Origin of the sequence: Streptomyces sp. NPDC090022, assembly GCF_044748145.1 — a bacterium.
GTDB lineage: Bacteria > Actinomycetota > Actinomycetes > Streptomycetales > Streptomycetaceae > Streptomyces.
On record NZ_JBIVFN010000018.1, the window covers coordinates 131,376 to 147,789 of the forward strand.

General features: G+C 73.6%; 12 protein-coding genes. 3 read left to right on the top strand and 9 right to left on the bottom strand.

The window, feature by feature from the left end; all coding sequences use genetic code 11:
- Nucleotides 1–11: 11 nt before the first annotated feature.
- From ACIPXB_RS27045 to ACIPXB_RS27055, 3 genes are read right to left on the bottom strand one after another with little or no spacing between them, the layout of a single operon-like run.
- Nucleotides 12–2,426, bottom strand: coding sequence for an ABC transporter permease (locus ACIPXB_RS27045; RefSeq protein WP_401453989.1), 2,415 nt, complete (start codon nt 2,424–2,426; stop codon nt 12–14).
- Entirely contained in the window at nt 2,423–3,109 is a 687-nt protein-coding gene (locus ACIPXB_RS27050; protein ID WP_401453990.1) for an ABC transporter ATP-binding protein, read from the bottom strand. The genes ACIPXB_RS27045 and ACIPXB_RS27050 overlap by 4 nt, the downstream gene beginning before the upstream one ends.
- On the bottom strand, nt 3,106–3,630 hold the full coding sequence (locus ACIPXB_RS27055; protein ID WP_401453991.1) for a PadR family transcriptional regulator: 525 nt from the start codon (nt 3,628–3,630) through the stop codon (nt 3,106–3,108). The genes ACIPXB_RS27050 and ACIPXB_RS27055 overlap by 4 nt, the downstream gene beginning before the upstream one ends.
- A 159-nt stretch (nt 3,631–3,789) precedes the next feature.
- Between ACIPXB_RS27055 and ACIPXB_RS27060 the strand changes: the two genes are divergently transcribed.
- Nucleotides 3,790–5,313 carry a DUF2079 domain-containing protein gene (locus ACIPXB_RS27060; protein ID WP_401453992.1) on the top strand — a complete coding sequence of 508 codons (1,524 nt, stop codon included), beginning with the start codon at nt 3,790–3,792 and terminating at the stop codon, nt 5,311–5,313.
- A 26-nt stretch (nt 5,314–5,339) separates the two neighbouring features.
- On the opposite strand, the gene ACIPXB_RS27065 is transcribed toward ACIPXB_RS27060, so the two are convergent.
- Both ACIPXB_RS27065 and ACIPXB_RS27070 read right to left on the bottom strand, forming a co-directional pair.
- Nucleotides 5,340–5,600: a hypothetical protein gene (locus tag ACIPXB_RS27065; RefSeq protein ID WP_401453993.1), complete on the bottom strand. Its 261-nt coding sequence runs from the start codon at nt 5,598–5,600 to the stop codon at nt 5,340–5,342.
- Nucleotides 5,597–6,511 carry an SPFH domain-containing protein gene (locus ACIPXB_RS27070; protein WP_401453994.1) on the bottom strand — a complete coding sequence of 305 codons (915 nt, stop codon included), beginning with the start codon at nt 6,509–6,511 and terminating at the stop codon, nt 5,597–5,599. Before ACIPXB_RS27070 ends, ACIPXB_RS27065 begins: the two co-directional genes overlap by 4 nt.
- A gap of 232 nt (nt 6,512–6,743) precedes the next feature.
- Here ACIPXB_RS27070 and ACIPXB_RS27075 point away from each other — a divergent pair, with 232 nt between their 5' ends.
- Nucleotides 6,744–9,056, top strand: a complete 2,313-nt coding sequence (locus tag ACIPXB_RS27075) for a transglycosylase domain-containing protein (RefSeq protein ID WP_401453995.1) — start codon at nt 6,744–6,746, stop codon at nt 9,054–9,056.
- 159 nt (nt 9,057–9,215) lie between these two features.
- Here ACIPXB_RS27075 and ACIPXB_RS27080 read toward each other — a convergent pair whose 3' ends face one another.
- From ACIPXB_RS27080 to ACIPXB_RS27090, 3 genes are all read right to left on the bottom strand, one after another.
- Nucleotides 9,216–11,600: a SpoIIE family protein phosphatase gene (locus ACIPXB_RS27080; RefSeq protein ID WP_401453996.1), complete on the bottom strand. Its 2,385-nt coding sequence runs from the start codon at nt 11,598–11,600 to the stop codon at nt 9,216–9,218.
- Nucleotides 11,601–11,840: 240 nt separating this feature from the next.
- A complete protein-coding gene (locus ACIPXB_RS27085; RefSeq protein ID WP_401453997.1) occupies nt 11,841–12,569 on the bottom strand; it encodes a DUF402 domain-containing protein in 729 nt (242 codons plus the stop codon).
- Between the two features lie 91 nt (nt 12,570–12,660).
- Entirely contained in the window at nt 12,661–14,052 is a 1,392-nt protein-coding gene (locus ACIPXB_RS27090; protein ID WP_401453998.1) for a class II fumarate hydratase, read from the bottom strand.
- A 106-nt stretch (nt 14,053–14,158) separates the two neighbouring features.
- On the opposite strand from ACIPXB_RS27090, the gene ACIPXB_RS27095 reads away from it, so the two are divergent.
- Nucleotides 14,159–15,721, top strand: coding sequence for a ricin-type beta-trefoil lectin domain protein (locus ACIPXB_RS27095; RefSeq protein WP_401453999.1), 1,563 nt, complete (start codon nt 14,159–14,161; stop codon nt 15,719–15,721).
- 92 nt (nt 15,722–15,813) lie between these two features.
- Here ACIPXB_RS27095 and ACIPXB_RS27100 read toward each other — a convergent pair whose 3' ends face one another.
- Entirely contained in the window at nt 15,814–16,170 is a 357-nt protein-coding gene (locus tag ACIPXB_RS27100; protein WP_401454000.1) for a hypothetical protein, read from the bottom strand.
- Nucleotides 16,171–16,414: the final 244 nt, after the last annotated feature.

Below are 16,414 nucleotides of genomic sequence, written 5' to 3' on the forward strand. Positions count from 1 at the left end.
CGGCCGCGGGGCTACTCCGTGCGCAGGCCGTCCGGGCGCATCAGGCGCAGCAGCGACGGCAGGCTGAACAGGGTCACCGCGGCGATCATGCCCGCCCCGATGCCCGACATCGCCAGCACCGAGGCCCAGTCGACCCGGACCGGCACCCCGGACATCCGCAGCAGCACCGTGCCCAGCGTCACCCCCACCGCGGAGGCCAGGGCCAGGCCGAGGGCCACCGGAACCGCCGTCTGCCACAGCACCGACAGGCTCAGCGTCGAGCGCCTCGTCCCGAACGCCACCAGCGTGGACAGCAGCCTGCGGCGCTCGCGCAGCTGCTCCACCTGGGACAGCAGCAGACTGGTGCCGATGAGGACCAGGACCGCGGCCGCGCCGAAGAACAGCCCCGCCCGGATGGTGGCGTAACGGGCGTCCTCCGTCCCCGAGAACGTCCCCGCGTACGCCAGCGGCTCCGCCCGGTGGACCGCCACCCGGGCCTCCTCCATCGCGTCCGGCACGGTGTGGTCCAGCCGGAGGTGGACCTGCGTCACCGCGCCGGCGGCCACGCCCTGGGGGGCGGCCGAGGGCGTCACCAGGACCCCGGTCCGGAGGTCACCGCCCGGGTCCTCGCGGGCGGTGACGTGCCGGGCCGCCGCGGGCACGGTCCAGGGCACCGCCGGAGCGCCGCCCGACAAGCCCGTCACATTGCCCGTGAACAGCCGCTGTCCGGGCTCGGGGACGACGCCGTACGGCCCACCGTCGGGCAGCACGAAGGAGTCGCCCTCCGCGCACGGGCCGAGCACGGCGACCTCGCGCAGCGCCTCGCAGGTGCCGACGGTGATGTCCACCGTCGCGGTCTTCTCGTGCTCGGTGACGGCGGCGTCGAGCCGGGACAGCGCGGTGGCCGAGGCGATCCCCCGGGCCTCGCCGAGCCGCGCGCCGAGCGCGGCGACCCGGTCCCACTCCCCGCCGGCCGGGGCGCCGTCGCGCAGGAAGACCGTCAGTTCGCCGCGGCGCCCGTCCTCGGCGCCCTGCGCGGCGTACCCGCCCCCGACGCCCGTGAACATCATCTGCAGGGCGATGGCGCCGGCGACGGCCACCGCGACGCCGTTGACCAGCCGGGCCGCCGGACCGCTGTTCACCTGGAGCCGGCGGATGCCCAGCTGCCAGGAGACCGGACCCGCGCCCAGCCGGCCCACCAGCCGCTCCAGCAGCCACGGCAGCAGGGCGGTGACACCGACGAGCAGCAGGACCACACCGGCGCCGACCTGCCACTGGCTGAAGTCGCCGAGCTCGCGCCCCTCCCCCATCAGCGGCGCGAGGAGGGCGAGTCCGGCGACCGGCATCAGCAGCCGCCACCAGATCCGGCGGCGCACCCGCCGCGCCGTACGGACGACGCCCAGCGGTTCGACGACCACGCGGCGCATCGTGAACAGCGTCACCGCGACCGACAGGAGGGGCACCGCGACGGCGACGAGCGCGAGCAGCCACCCGGCGGGGTCGAGGTCGGCGGGGAAGACGTCGCGCTGGTAGAGGTGGACGTAGCGCACCAGTTCCCGGCCGGCCAGGAAGAACACGGTGCCCAGCCCCAGCCCGGCCAGCGCGCCGGCCAGGGCCTCGCCGGCGGCGATCCGGCGGACCGTCCGGGTGTCGGCGCCCACCAGGCGCAGCGCGGCCAGCCGCCGGTCGCGGCGCTCGCCGCCGGAGCGGACGGCGGCGGCGATGAAGACGACGACCGGCATCAGCAGCGCCACGAAGGTGAGCAGGATCAGCAGGTTGAGGATCGGGTCCAGCGGCTTGCGCTCGACCTTGCCGGAGAACCCCGCGACCCGCTGGGTGGTCTCGATCCCCCCGGCCGGCGGCCGGAGCAGGTCCGTGCCGGCGTAGAAGCAGAGCTCGCCGGGGCCGACCAGGCCCGCGTCGCCGATGGTCTGGGTGATCCGCCCGCCCAGGCGCTCGCGCAGCAGCCGGCCCTCGTCCGACGCCAGCAGCTCCGCCAGGGCGGGGGAGACGGCGAGTTCACCGGGGGCGGGGAGCGCGCGCAGGCCGGGCGGGACGGCCGGGGCGGCGCCCTCGGCCTGGACGAACATGCCGTCGATGTCCTGCCCGCGGTACTCCTGGCGGGCACTCATGGTCAGGAGGGTGGCGGGTCCGGGCCCGACGCCCTCGGCCACCGCCACCGGCGTGCGCGCGTCCTCGCGCAGGTGCCGGGCGGACAGGGCGTTCGGCAGCGCGGTGGTGATCAGCAGCAGGGCGACGCCCAGGCCCACGCCGACGGCGGTGAGCAGGGTGCGGGTCCAGCCCTCGCGGCCGCCGGTGCACGCGAACCGGACGCCCATCGCCAGGTCGCGGGCCCAGACCTGCGGGGCGCCGGGCGGCCGGGCGGGACCGGCCGGGCCCCCGGGCCGTGCGCCCAGCGGCCCCCGGGCGCGGGAGGCGTCGTTCATATCGCGCGCTCCATGTCGCGGGAGCGGCCGTCGCGTACGACGATCTCGCGGTCGGAGTACGCCGCCACCCGCGCCTCGTGCGTCACCAGCACCAGGGCCGCGCTGGAGGCGCGGGCGGTCTCGGCGAGCAGCTGCATCACCAGTTCGCCGTTGAGGGAGTCCAGTGCCCCGGTGGGCTCGTCGGCGAAGATCACCCGGGGGCGGGTGACCAGCGCCCGGGCGACCGCGACCCGCTGGCCCTGGCCGCCGGAGACCTCGCCGGGGCGGTGGCCGGCGACGAGGTCGACCTCCAGCCGGGTCAGCCACTCCCGCGCGGTGTGCTCGGCCTCCTTGCGCCGTACGCCCGCCAGACGCAGCGGCAGGGCGACGTTCTCCAGGCAGGTCAGCTCCGGGACGAGCTGGCCGAACTGGAAGACGAAGCCGAACTCGTCGCGGCGCAGGGCGCTGCGCTCGCGGTCGCCCATCGCCGTCAGCTCGCGGCCGGCGTACGTGACGGACCCGGAGTCCGGGGTCACGATGCCGGCGAGGCAGTGCAGCAGGGTCGACTTGCCGGAGCCGGAGGGCCCCATGACGGCGACGACCTCGCCGGGGTGGACGGAGAACTCCGCGCCCGCGAGGGCGGTGGTGGAGCCGTAGGACTTGCACAGGTCCCGGGCGGTGAGCAGGGATCCCTCGGGTATCACGCGCCGACCTCCCGGGCGAGCTGGTCCAGGCGGGCGGCGGCGAGTTCGAGCCAGCGCAGGTCGGCCTCCAGGTGGAACAGGGCGTGGTCGCAGACGAGTTGGTCGGCGAGGTCGCCCTTGCGTTTGCGGGTGGTCAGGATGCGCATCAGGCGCAGGTGCTCGGCGCGCTGGGTGTCGAGCAGGTCGGCGGCGCTGCGGCCGGTGAGCAGCGCCAGGACGACCTTGGTGTACAGGGTCGACTGCAGGTACGGCTCGGGCTTTTCCGGCTGGGCCAGCCAGGCGCCGACATCGGTGATCCCGGCGGCGGTGATGGCGTAGCGCTTGCGCTCGGGCCCGCCGCCCGCCTCGATGCCGTCGACCTCGACGAGGCCGTTCCTCAGCAGGCGGGACATGGTCGAGTAGACCTGGCCGTAGGCGAGGGGGCGGTCGTGGCCGAACCTCTCGTCGAAGGCGCGCTTGAGGTCGTATCCGTGGCGTGGACCGGCCTCCAGGAGGCCGAGCAGTGTGTGACCGATGGACATGCGCCGCACTCTACACCGTGTGTATACGCTGAGTGTATAGAGGGCTCGCGGCCATTCGAAGGGACTCGGCCCCCGCGGGCGGCCGCCGGGCACCGACGCCCTGCGGGGGCTGGCATGTTGAGGGCCGGCCCTGCCCCGCGTACGTCCGAAAGGCGCGCCATGCCCGCACCCTCCACCGACCTCGCCGCGCTCCCGCCCCAGCAGTCCGGAACCACGCGGCGGCCGGTGGCCGAGCCCGCCCCGCCCGCCCGCGCCGGGACGCCCTGGTGGCTGTGGACCCTCGCCGGCGGCCTCTTCCTCCTCTACACGGCGCTGTCCTGGCGCACCCACGACCGGCTGCTCTCCCACAGCTTCGACCTCGGGATCTTCGACCAGGCCGTGCGCTCCTACGCGCAGGGGCGGCTGCCGGTTTCCGAGGTGAAGGGGCCCGGCTTCCCCGTGCTGGGCGACCACTTCTCCCCGGTCCTGGCCCTGCTGGCGCCGCTGTACTGGCTGTGGCCGTCGGTGAAGGTGCTGCTCGTGGCCCAGGCGGCGCTGATCGCGTGGAGCGTGCTGCCGCTGGCGGGCTGGGCGCGCGAGGCCCTGGGGCCGCGGGCGGGCGCGGTGACGGGGTGCGCGTACGGACTGTCGTGGGGCATCGCCAGCGGCGTCGGCTTCGACTTCCACGAAGTGGCCTTCGCCGTACCGCTGCTGGCGTGCTCGCTGGCCGCGCTCGGCCGCGGGCGGCTGCGGGCCGCCGCGTGCTGGGCCCTGCCACTGGTGCTGGTCAAGGAGGACCTGGGGGTGACGGTGGCGGTCATCGGGCTGCTCGTCGCCCGGCGCGGTGCCCGGCGCACCGGGATCGCCACCGCCGTGGCGGGGCTGGCGTGCACGCTGCTGGCGGTGCTGGTGCTGGTGCCCGCGTTCAGCCCGACCGGCGGCTACTTCTACACGGGGTACCTCGGCGGCTCGGGTGCGGGCTCCGGCTCCGGCGGGGCGCCGGGCGGCCTCGGCGGCCTGCTGTGGCGCGGTACGGCGGGCCTGGTCACCCCCCAGACCAAGCTCGCCACCCTGGTCCTGGTGCTCGCGCCCACGCTGTTCCTGGCGGTGCGCTCCCCGCTGGTCCTGGTCGCCGTACCGACCCTGGTGTGGCGCTTCGCCTCGGACAACGAGGCCCACTGGGGGACCGGCTACCACTACTCGCTGATCCTGATGCCGGTCGTCTTCGCGGCCTTCGTCGACGCCCTGCACCGGCGCGGGAGCAGTCCGCGGAGCCTGCGCCGCTACCTCGCCGGTGCGGCGGCGGTCTGCCTGCTGGCCCTGCCCGCCTTCCCGCTGTGGCAGCTGGTCCAGCCGGCCACCTGGCGCACCGACCCGCGGGTCGCCGCGGCCCACCGGGTGATGGACAGGATTCCCGACGGAGCCACCGTGCAGGCGTCGGACGGCCTGGTGCCGCACCTCGCCGACCGGACCAGCGTCAGCCTCCACGGCTGGCCCGACAGCCGCCGCGACCCGGAGTGGATCCTGGTGGACACGCTGGTCCCGCCGGAGCGGCGCTGGCCGCTGTCCGCCATGGACGAGTCCGTCGCCCTGGCCGAGGCGCGGGCCCGGGGCTACCGGGAGGCGGCGCAGGAGGACGGATTCCTGCTGCTGCGCCGGGCCGGCCACGGGGCGTCCGGCCCGACCGGCCGAGGCACCGGCTGAGGGTGGCCGGTCCCAGCGGCCGGACGTCAGGCGTCGGGGGCCCTGCGCGGCCGGCCGCGCGGGGCGATCGGCGCGGCGCCACCGGGGAGCCGGCCCGACTCCGCGAGCGCGCGCCGGAGCAGGAACTCGATCTGCGCGTTGGCGCTGCGCAGTTCGTCGCCCGCCCAGCGGGCCAGGGCGTCGTAGACCTGCGGGTCCAGCCGCAGCAGCACCTGCTTGCGGGCCTGCCGCCCGCCGCGCCCACCCGGGGCGGCGGCGGGCTCCGGGGCCTGCTCGCCGGGGGTCACTGGTAGAGGGTGCCCGTGTTGACGACGGGCTGTGCGGAGCGATCACCGCACAGCACCACCATCAGGTTGGAGACCATGGCGGCCTTGCGCTCCGGGTCCAGCTCCACGATGTCCTCCTCGGCGAGGCGGGTCAGGGCCAGCTCGACCATGCCCACCGCGCCCTCGACGATCTGCCGGCGGGCCGCGACGACGGCGCCCGCCTGCTGGCGCTGGAGCATCGCCGAGGCGATCTCCGGAGCGTACGCGAGATGCGTGAAGCGGGACTCGATGATGTGCACACCGGCCGCGTCGACCCGGGCCTGCAGTTCGGCCGCGAGCTTCTCGGTGATCTCCTCGGCGTTCTCGCGCAGCGACAGCCCGCCCTCGTCGTGGGAGTCGTACGGGTACTCGATGGCGATGTGCCGGACGGCGGCCTCGGTCTGGGTCTCGACGAACTCGGAGAAGTCGTCCACCTCGAACACCGCCCGCGCGGTGTCCTCGACCTTCCACACCACCACGGCCGCCAGCTCGATCGGGTTGCCGTAGGCGTCGTTGACCTTCAGGACGGCCGTCTCGTGGTTGCGGACGCGGGTGGAGATCTTGTGACGGGAGGTCAGCGGGTTGACCCAGCGCAGGCCGTCCGTACGGATCGTGCCCCGGTAGCGGCCGAAGAGCTGGACCACCCGGGCCTGGCCCGGCGCCACCGTGTTCAGCCCGCACATCGCGAAGACCGAGCCGATGTCGACCAGGATGCCCAGCGCGATCAGGAGGCCCTTGGCGAGGGCGGCCGCCGCCGCCGCGCCGGCCGCGATCAGGCCTCCGCCCACCAGCAGTCCGGCCAGTCCGAGCAGCAGCGCCAGCCCGCCGCCGACGCTGTGCGCCGGGAACTCCCGCGTCTGCGGCTCCTGCTCGGGCACCGATGCGTTCGTCATGATCCACCCCGTTTTCCATGGGTCCGCTCGATCGCGGCCTCTAGCAAAGTGATATCACTTTTCCGTCGCACCGCAACCCTCGGGGCCTCCCGTGCGTCGGTTCCTTCGGTGTGGGTGCTGATTCTCACGTCCGAAATGACCGGTATTGGCCTTGCTTGGCCAACCTATGTCACAGCCTGCGGTGTTAGTTTTCGGAGCTGACGTCGGGGGGTTATCGAGCGGAGCGGGAGCGATGGGCCGAGCAGAAGCGCGACGGGCGCAGAAGCAGCGCGGAACGCGGCGGGCGTCGCGCGGTCGCGCGGCGAACAGCGGCGCGGAGGCCGGCCCCGGCCGCGGCCGCGGCGCCGGCAAGGCCGAGCGGGGCGGTATACGCCGGTTCTTCACCTGGAAGAAGATCCTCGGCACGTTCTTCGGCCTGGTCCTGCTCGGGATGGCCGCGCTGGTCGGCCTGTACCTCTACGTCGAAAAGCCGGACCCGAACACCGAGGCGACGCTCCAGAGCAACACCTACCAGTTCTCCGACGGCTCGGTGATGACCCGGACCGGAAAGATGAACCGCGAGATCCTCCCGATCGACAAGATCGCGAAGGACACGCGCAGCGCCTTCATCGCCGCCGAGAACAAGTCCTTCTACAAGGACAGCGGCGTCGACATCAAGGGCCTGGGCCGCGCGGCGCTCCAGGCCGTCACCGGCGGCCGCAAGTCCGGCGGCTCGACGATCACCCAGCAGTACGTCAAGAACTACTACCTGAACCAGGACCAGACGGTCACCCGCAAGCTCAAGGAGCTGGTGATCTCCCTCAAGGTCGACCAGTCCATGGAGAAGGACGACATCCTCGCCGGCTACATGAACACGAGCTACTTCGGCCGCAACGCCTACGGCGTCCAGGCCGCCGCCCAGGCCTACTACGGCGTGAACGCGGACAAGCTCACGGTCGAGCAGAGCGCCTACCTCGCCGCCCTCCTCCAGGCCCCCAGCCAGTACGACTGGGCCGTCGCCAGCGACACCAGCAAGAACCTGGTCAAGGAGCGCTTCGAGTACGTCCTGAACAACATGGTCGAGATGGGCGAGCTGGACCCCGCCAAGCGCGCGGGCATGCAGTTCCCCATACCCAACAAGCCCAAGGCCGCCCCGGGCAGCGAAGGCCAGAAGGGCTACCTCATCGAGGCCGCCAACGCCGAGATGGAGGCCCAGGGCATCACCCCCGACCAGCTCAAGGCCGGCGGCTGGACGATCAAGCTGACCATCGACCCCAAGAAGCAGGCGGCGCTGGAGAAGGCCGTCCAGGACGAGCTGGAGTCCAAGCTCGACCGCAAGGACACCAAGCCCAAGGCGGTCGACCCCAGCGTCCAGGCCGGCGCCACCTCGGTCGACCCCAAGACCGGCAAGATCGTCGCCATGTACGGCGGCACGGGACAGCAGGAACACTGGTCCAGCAACGCCCTGCGCAAGGACTACCAGCCCGGCTCGACGTTCAAGCCGATCGTGCTGGCCTCCGCCCTGGAGAACAAGTCCCGCACCCAGGACGGCAAGCCGATCACGCCGAACGCCCTCTACGACGGCACCAGCGGCCGCCCGGTCGTCGGCAGCTCGGTGCCCTTCGCCCCGCAGAACCAGGACCAGCAGGACTACAAGACCGGTGACAGCCCGCTGATCACGGTCCAGAAGGCCACCAACTCCTCGGTCAACTCCGTCTACGCCCAGATGATCGTGGACGTGAAGCCGCAGAACGTGAAGAAGACGGCCCTCGCCCTCGGGATGAAGGACCGCAAGGGCTGGCCCGAGGACAAGCCGGCCATGTCGCTGGGCACCATGAGCGCCAACACCGTCGAGATGGCCGCCGTGTACGCCACCTTCGACAACCACGGCAAGAAGGTCACCCCGACCATCGTCGAGTCGGCCAAGCACGCCTACCGCACCTACACGCCCGTCCAGGCCGTGGGCGGCCAGGCGATCAGCAAGGTGACCGCCGACACCGTCACCAAGGTGCTCACCGGCGTCGTCAACGAGGGCTCCGGCAGCGCGGTCAAGTCCAGCGCGTACGAGGCCGCCGCCAAGACCGGTACCACCGAGTCCAACGTCGCCGCCTGGTTCACCGCGTACACCCCGGAGCTGGTCACCGTCGTCGCCATGTTCGGCGAGGAGCCCGGCACCGGCACCCAGGTCAGCCTCTACGGCGCCGCCGGCAGCAACGCCCGTGTCGGTGGCTCCAGCTTCCCGGCCGAGATCTGGAAGACGTACACGCTCGCCGCCCTGCGCGGCGGGAAGGCCGGCCAGTTCGACCTGGACGACGCCGACATGGGCGAGCCCCCGGCCGCGCCCAGCCGCAGCACCTTGCCGTCGGCCACGACCAGCCGCACCCCGGACCCGACCACCAGCGGCAGCAGCAAGCCGCCGTCGTCGTCGGTGAAGCCGGACCCGACCCAGACCGGCACGGGCAAGCCGGACCCGACGCAGACCAGCACGGGCAAGCCGGACCCCACGCAGACCAGCACGGGCAAGCCCGGCCCGACCCTCACCGGCGGCCCCATCTTCGGCCAGTAGCCGCGCGGAGAGGACCCGCGCGGGCGAACAGACCGCCGCCCGGCAGCCCACAGGCTGCCGGGCGGCGGTCCTTTTTCTCCGCCCGGACCTACGCCTCCGCGACCGCCGCCGCGATCGGGCCGCCGCAGGTCCTTGTCGGCCTCGGCCCTCCCCGACCAGTCAACGCCGCTCGCGGCCACCCGGCAACGGGAGCTCGAACCAGACGACCTTTCCGCTGCTCAGACGGGTCGCGCCCCAGCGCCGGGCCATCCGGTTGACCAGGAACAGACCGCGGCCGCCCTCGTCGGTGTCCCGGGCCCGGCGCTGGCGGGGCAGCTGCGGGGAGTCGTCGCCGACCTCGCAGCGCAGCACGTCCGTCCGCAGCAGCCGCAGCGTGACCGGCCGCTCCGCGTACCGCACGGCATTCGTGACGACCTCGCTGACCAGCAGCTCCAGGGAGTCACCGAGCTCCTCCAGGCCCCAGCGCGACAGCGCGCGGCGGGCGAACCGGCGGGCCCGGCCCGGAGCGGTCTCCTCCGGGTCCAGGAACCAGTACGCGACGTCACTGGGCGCGATCCCGTCGAAGCGGGCCGCGAGCAGTGCGATGTCGTCGTCCCGGTCGCCGGGGCCCAGCATGTCCAGGACGTCGTCGCACAGCGCCTCCAGCGGCGGCGGGTGGTCCAGGCCGGTCAGCTGGGCGGTGGTCGCCAGCCGCTCGCGCAGCAGCTCGATGCCCGTCCACACGTCCCGCAGCCGGGACTCCACCAGGCCGTCGGTGTACAGCAGCAGCGTCGCCCCGGCCGGGGCGTCCAGCTCGACCGCCTCGAAGTCCACGCCGCCGACGCCGATCGGCGCGCCCGGCGGCACCCGCAGCACCTCGGCGCGGCCGCCCAGGTGCAGCAGCACCGGCGGCGGATGGCCGGCGTTGGCGATGGTGATCCGGTGCGAGACCGGGTCGTAGACGGCGTACAGGCAGGTGGCCATCCGGTCGGTGCCCAGGCGCTGCGCCTGCTCGTCGAGGTGGTGCAGGACCTCGGCGGGCGGCAGGTCCAGCTGGGCCAGGGTCTGCGCCGTCGTCCGCAGCTGGCCCATGATCGCGGCGGAGGTCATGGAGTGGCCCATGACGTCGCCCACGACGAGGGCGACCCGGCTGCCGGGCAGCGGTATGGCGTCGTACCAGTCGCCGCCGACCCGGGCCGTCTCGGCGGCGGGCAGGTAGCGGGAGGCCAGCCGGACCCCGGTGGGCTGGGGCAGGCTGTCGGGGAGCATGGTGCGCTGGAGCTCGTCGGCGATGTACGCCTCGCGGCCGTAGAGCACCGCCTTGTCGATGCCGAGCGCGGTGTGCGTGGCCAGCTGGGCGGCGACCAGGAGGTCGTTCTGCTCGAAGGCGGGCCGCTCCGGGGTGCGCAGGAACACCGCGGCCCCGATGACCCGGCGGCGGCCGCGCAGCGGCGCCAGGATGGCCCGCTGGCCGCGCGGGATCGGGTGCTCCTCGCCCAGCAGCTCGGGCAGCGCGGCCCGGGCGGCGGGGGAGGACCCGAAGACCGGCCGCACCCCGCGCAGCACCTCGGCGAGCGCCCCGCCGGGGCGGATCTCGCACAGCTCGGCGGCCGGCAGGTCGCCCTGCGGGCCGAGCAGCGGCAGCTGGCTGAAGTCGAACTCCCCGGCGGCCCCGGTGACCCCGGTGACCCCGGCGACGGCCGTGAGATCCACTCCGGCGCCGGAGGTGTGGTCGGTCAGGTCGTCGATCGGCCGCAGCCGGTCGGTGCGGCGCAGCCTTAAGACGACCGCGCCCATCGGCCGTTCGTCGCCGACCGGCAGCGGGTCGCGCAGGTAGACGAGGATGGCGTCGGAGAACGTCGGCACGGTGGCCCGGCACAGCCCGAGCACGATCTCGTCGAGGTCGATGCCGCGGGCGATCCGGCGGGTCGCCGCCCCGACGAAGCGCAGCCGGTCGCCCTCGCGCCGGGCGACACCGAGCTCGCCGGTGCCCGGCGTACCGGCGCCGGCCGCGCCGCCCGCGGCGGAGCCCGCGCCCGCGGCGGCGGAGCCCGTACCCGGGGAGGCGGAGCCCGAGCCCGGAGCGGCCGGGCCGGTGGTGGCCGCGGCCGGATCCGCGGCGGCGGCCGGGTCCCGGCCGGATGTGGGCGTGGCGCCGGGACCGGCCGCGTTGCGCGCGGCGGCCGTGTCGCGGCGGTGGCCGCCGCGCACCCGCGCCGCGCCCTCGCCGGTGCCGGTGCCGGTGCCGTCGTGGGAGGTGGGAGAGGCGGGGGCGCCGGGGGCGTCGGTCGTGGCGCCGGGCAGCGCCGTGTCGTCCCCGGCGCCCGCGCCGTCGCCGCGGCGGGCCGGGGGGATCGCCGCCGGACCGGGGCAGGCATCGGCGGGGTCCGGGCGGGTGGCCTGGGCGGCCGGGGCCGGCGTCTTGCCGTGGCCGGCCTCGTCGGAGCCCGCGGCCGCGCGCCCCGTGCGCTGCTGCCTCGCCCCGCGCGGCACGGGCACGGCGGAGCCGCCCGCCGCGGCAGACTGAGGCTGCGGGCCCTCGTGAGAGGTGGGGTACTCCGTCACGCGTGGAAGTCCGTCCGTTTGCGCTCGATGTGCGCTGCACTCAACTCGGTTCAGTCGCGGTATACCCGCTCAGCGGCCCGGGCACCGTCACCTCCCGGGAACGTCCCCCCAACTGTGTCCTGGGGCGCCGCCACCCCGCCCGTTTGCCCGCTCGTCACCAAGTCCCGCGCGCAGCATGCCAATTACGCAGCCTTACGGAGGACGATCCTACGTTTGAACCCCGGGGGCGCATCAAGGGTCTCATGAGGTCATATGCGCCGGGGTGCGGTCCCAGTCCTCGGGAAGAACCGGAACATCCCAGGTCGGATCGGGTCTCCAGCCCTCCCAGCCGTCCGAGAACGGCGATCCCCACGCCTTGATCACATTCACCGCGGCCCGCCCCGCGGCCTGCACCCGGCGGGCCTCCGCGGAGGCCATCAGCCCGGCCCGCTGCGCCTGGGCGAACTCGTCCTCGTCGCGCCACTTCCAGCTGCGGTCGGGGTAGACGGAGATGTCCAGGAAGTGGTCCACGGAGTCCACACCGCCGGCCCACCGGGTCCGCGGCTCCTCCAGGTTCACGTACCAGCTCTTGAACTCCCAGCCGTGCTCCCAGAACAGCCACACCGACCACGGCTCCCCGGGGCGGGCCAGCTTCAGCACGCCCGCCCCGAACCACCGCGACCGCACGGTCGTACGGGGCGCGGTGTAGCGGGTGGCGAGCGGCTCGTCGTGCACGGCGGTGCCGTCGGCGAGCACCGGCTTGACGCATTCGGTGCCGGGGGCCATCCACACCGCCAGCAGGTCCTCGGTGTCCTGGACGACGGTCACCGGGCGGGCGATGTGGACCGGGCCCTTCAGGCCCGGGGCGTGGTCGCGGTAGCGCCAGAGGATGTGGTCCCCGGGCGCCCAGTGCGTGTCCGGAGCGTCACCGCGTGCCGCGCGGTGCGTCCCGCGCGCGTCGCCGCCCCCGCGGCCTGCCGTACCTGTCATGCGCAGATCTTAGGGCGCGGCCGCGGCGCCCGCTGCGGCGCGGGTCACGGAGGTGGCCCGGGGCGGCGAACGGCCGGAATCCGCCCCCCGGTCAGGGCCGGGTCATACGCAGCACGTCAAGGGCCTGATCGAGCTGTTCCAGCGTCAGATCGCCGCGCTCGATGTACCCGGACTCCAGCACCACTTCCCTGATGGTCCTGCGTTCCGCGAGCGACCTCTTGGCGACCTTGGCCGCCTCCTCGTAGCCGATGTAGCGGTTCAGCGGGGTCACCACGGACGGCGAGGACTCGGCGTACTCCCTGGCCCGCTCGGCATTGGCGGTGATCCCGTCGACCGTACGGTCGGCCAGCAGCCGGCTCGCGGCGGCCAGCAGCCGGATCGACTCCAGCAGGTTCTTGGCCATGACCGGGAGCATCACGTTCAGCTCGAAGTTGCCCGCCGCGCCCGCGACCGCGACCGTCGTGTCGTTCCCGGTCACCTGGGCGGCGACCATCAGGACGGCCTCCGGGACCACCGGGTTGACCTTGCCGGGCATGATCGAGGAGCCCGGCTGGAGGTCGGGGAGGTTGATTTCGGCCAGGCCGGTGCGGGGGCCGGAGGCCATCCAGCGCAGATCGTTGGCGATCTTGGTGAGGGAGACGGCGATCGTACGCAGCATGCCGGACGTCTCCACCAGCGCGTCCCGTGCCCCCTGCGCCTCGAAGTGGTCGCGCGCCTCGGTCAGCGGCAGCCCGGTGTGGTCCGCGACCTCCGCGATCACGGCGGCCGGGAAACCGGGCGGCGTGTTGATCCCCGTACCCACGGCCGTGCCGCCCAGCGGCAGCTCGGCCAGCCGCGGCAGGACCGCGCGCAGCCGCTCGATCCCGTAGCGGACCTGGGCGGCGTACCCGCCGAACTCCTGGCCCAGGGTGACCGGGGTGGCGTCCATGAGGTGCGTGCGGCCGGCCTTGACGACCTCGGCGAACTCGGCGGACTTGCGCGAGAGCGCGGCCGCGAGGTGCTCCAGGGCGGGGACCAGGTCCTGGAGGACGGCGGCGGTCGCGGCGATGTGGATGGAGGACGGGAAGACGTCGTTGGAGCTCTGCGAGGCGTTGACGTGGTCGTTGGGGTGCACGTCCCGGCCCAGCCGCTCGCCGGCGAGGGTGGCGATCACCTCGTTGGCGTTCATGTTGGACGAGGTCCCCGAGCCCGTCTGGAAGACGTCGACGGGGAAGTGCTCGTCCCAGCGGCCGTCGGCGACCTCCAGGGCGGCGGCGCGCACGGCGGCGGCGATGTCCGGTTCCAGGACGCCCAGTTCGGCGTTGACCTTGGCGGCGGCCGCCTTGATGCGGGCGAGCGCGGCGATGTGGGCGCGCTCCAGGCGCTGGCCGGAGACGGGGAAGTTCTCCACGGCGCGCTGTGTCTGGGCGCGCCACTTGGCGTGTGCGGGGACCCGCACCTCGCCCATCGAGTCGTGTTCCACCCGGTACTGATCGTCGGTCATGTTCGTGGCCTCCTCAAAAAGTTGAGCAATTGTCTTGTTCAAAGTGTTCCCAACTCCCCTACCGGCCAGTAAATACCCGGGGTAACACCGACACCGGGGAGCATTCATGGCGCGTAACAGACCCAGACTCAGATCTACCTTCGCCGCCGCCGCGGCGATCGCGGCCGCCCTCGGGGGCGTCACCGCCATCACCCCGATGGCCCAGGCGGCCCCGTCGGCCACCGCGGCGACCACCACCGCGGCGACCACCACCGCGGTGGCGGCCGCCGTCAAGCCGCTCCCGCCCGAACTGGAGGCCGTCCGCGCCGCGGAGGCCACGAAGATCTACGGCGACCCCGCGATCCGCCCGATGAGCGAGCGCCGGACCGGGCTCATCTCGCTGGGCGACAGCGAGATCTCCGGCGAGGGCGTCGGGAACTACGACCCGGCGACCAACACCCCCTCCAACCAGTGCCACCGTTCGCCCGACGCCGCGATCCACCGCACCGGCATCCAGGCCGACCTGACCTTCAACGTCTCCTGTTCCGGCGGCTACACGGGCAACATCAGGATCGGCGGCAGCAAGCAGTACGCCGACGAACTGGTCCAGAGCGACAGCCTCGCCGTCAAGGCCCGCAACACGAAGATCAAGATGGTGCTGCTGGTCGCCGGGGCCAACGACGACCTCCAGTTCGGCCCCGTCATGACCGACTGCGTCACCCGCTGGGTGCTCAGCCAGGGCACCTGCCAGCCGAAGTACGCCCCCGGCTGGCAGGCCCGCGTGGACGGCCTGCGACCCAAGGTCGAGGCGACCGTCGGCGACCTCAGGACGGTCATGCGCGACGCCGGCTACGCCGACGCCGACTACAAGCTGGTCGTTATGGGCTACCCCAGCCCCATCGGCCCCGACTTCTACGACAACCCCTCCTTCCCCGGCAAGCTGCCCGGCGGCTGCGCCGGCTACGACTCCGACGCCACCTGGGGCCGCAACTACGCCGTACCGGCGTTCGAGAAGGGCATCCGCGAGGCCGCCCGCAACTCCGGCGCCCTCTACCTGGACAACTCGCGGCTCTTCCACGGCCACGAGGTCTGCATGGAGGACACCTGGGCCCGCGGCCTCTACCTCGACCTGGCCGACCACTTCCCGTGGGACGAGAACACCGCCCGGCAGTCGTTCCACCCCAACTACCGGGGCCACGGCGCGTTCGCGTCCTGCCTGACCCAGTTCTACGCCTCGGGCCTGCGCGAGGCCTCGTGCGCCGACCCGGCGAGCACCGGCACCCCCGTGCTCCAGGCGGGGGCCTGGGACGACCTGTACCGCCCGCTGCGGGGCGAGGCGACCGGCACCTGCCTCGACACCAACGGCGGCGCCAGCGCCAACGGGACCGCCGTCCTGGGCTGGGACTGCCACGGCGGCCGCAACCAGGGCTGGTGGTACGACCCGGCCCGCACGTCCGTCCACGTCGAGCTCACCCATGACCGCTGCCTCGACGTCCCCGGCGCGCGCTACGGCGCCGGCACCGCGCTGATCATCTGGAACTGCCACGGCGGCGCCAACCAGACGTTCCTGCGCGACGGCGCCACCCTGCGCCCCGCGGCCGCCCCGGCCATGTGCCTGACGGTCGCCGCCGCGGGCGGACCGGCCCGCCTCCAGCCCTGCGACGGCTCCCCGTCCCAGCGCTTCGCCTGACCGCCACCGCACCCCCCACATCCGGCCGGCGCACCCCGGCCGGATGTCGTCTTTCCGGAGCCCGCTCGGCGGAGCCCGCTCGGCGCAGGCCCTCAGGACGCCATACCGTCCGGCAGCGGCGGCAGCGGCGCCGGGGTCACGGTGAAGCCGCCCCGGACCACGGTCGTGAACGGGGCCGGAGCCATGCACGTCCCGACCGTCGGCTGGACGACCTCGCCGTGCTCGTCCTGGTGCGGCGGGTCGATGTTGACGATGCCCCACGAGAACCCGAGCCGGTCCGGCTCCCCGTGCCGGCCGTCCTGGACGCTGATGCCGATCCGCTTGCCGACGTCGCCGACGGTGGACTTGGTGACCACCGCCGTGACCGTCGCCGTACGGCCGCCCGTCACCATGCAGTCGACCTCGGCCTCGGAGGTGCCGGGCTCGCGGCCGGGGATGCCGTGGTACACGGTGATCCTGCCCCGGGCGTCGGTCGGCGCGCCGTGCGCGCCCTGCGGATCGGGGAAGGGCCGGTTGACTCCTCCCCTCCCTGAAGGGAGGGGATTCCTAGCTCACTTTGCCTGGCACCTAGCAGGTGGCAGGGCTTGCAAGATCAGCACTAGGGCCTGTTGTGAAAGTGCTGGTCACAGCCATTCGTTGATGGCTGCGACCAGCACGGTCGCTTCGAAGCGGACGGCGAGTTTGTCATACCTG

Excerpts from the sequence above, each read along its gene's own strand:
- ACIPXB_RS27045 (WP_401453989.1), bottom strand. The coding sequence starts at position 2,426 with ATGAACGACGCCTCCCGCGCCCGGGGGCCGCTGGGCGCACGGCCCGGG.
- ACIPXB_RS27055 (WP_401453991.1), bottom strand. The coding sequence starts at position 3,630 with ATGTCCATCGGTCACACACTGCTCGGCCTCCTGGAGGCCGGTCCACGC.
- ACIPXB_RS27060 (WP_401453992.1), top strand. The coding sequence starts at position 3,790 with ATGCCCGCACCCTCCACCGACCTCGCCGCGCTCCCGCCCCAGCAGTCC.
- ACIPXB_RS27070 (WP_401453994.1), bottom strand. The coding sequence starts at position 6,511 with ATGACGAACGCATCGGTGCCCGAGCAGGAGCCGCAGACGCGGGAGTTC.
- ACIPXB_RS27075 (WP_401453995.1), top strand. The coding sequence starts at position 6,744 with ATGGGCCGAGCAGAAGCGCGACGGGCGCAGAAGCAGCGCGGAACGCGG.
- ACIPXB_RS27085 (WP_401453997.1), bottom strand. The coding sequence starts at position 12,569 with ATGACAGGTACGGCAGGCCGCGGGGGCGGCGACGCGCGCGGGACGCAC.
- ACIPXB_RS27090 (WP_401453998.1), bottom strand. The coding sequence starts at position 14,052 with ATGACCGACGATCAGTACCGGGTGGAACACGACTCGATGGGCGAGGTG.
- ACIPXB_RS27095 (WP_401453999.1), top strand. The coding sequence starts at position 14,159 with ATGGCGCGTAACAGACCCAGACTCAGATCTACCTTCGCCGCCGCCGCG.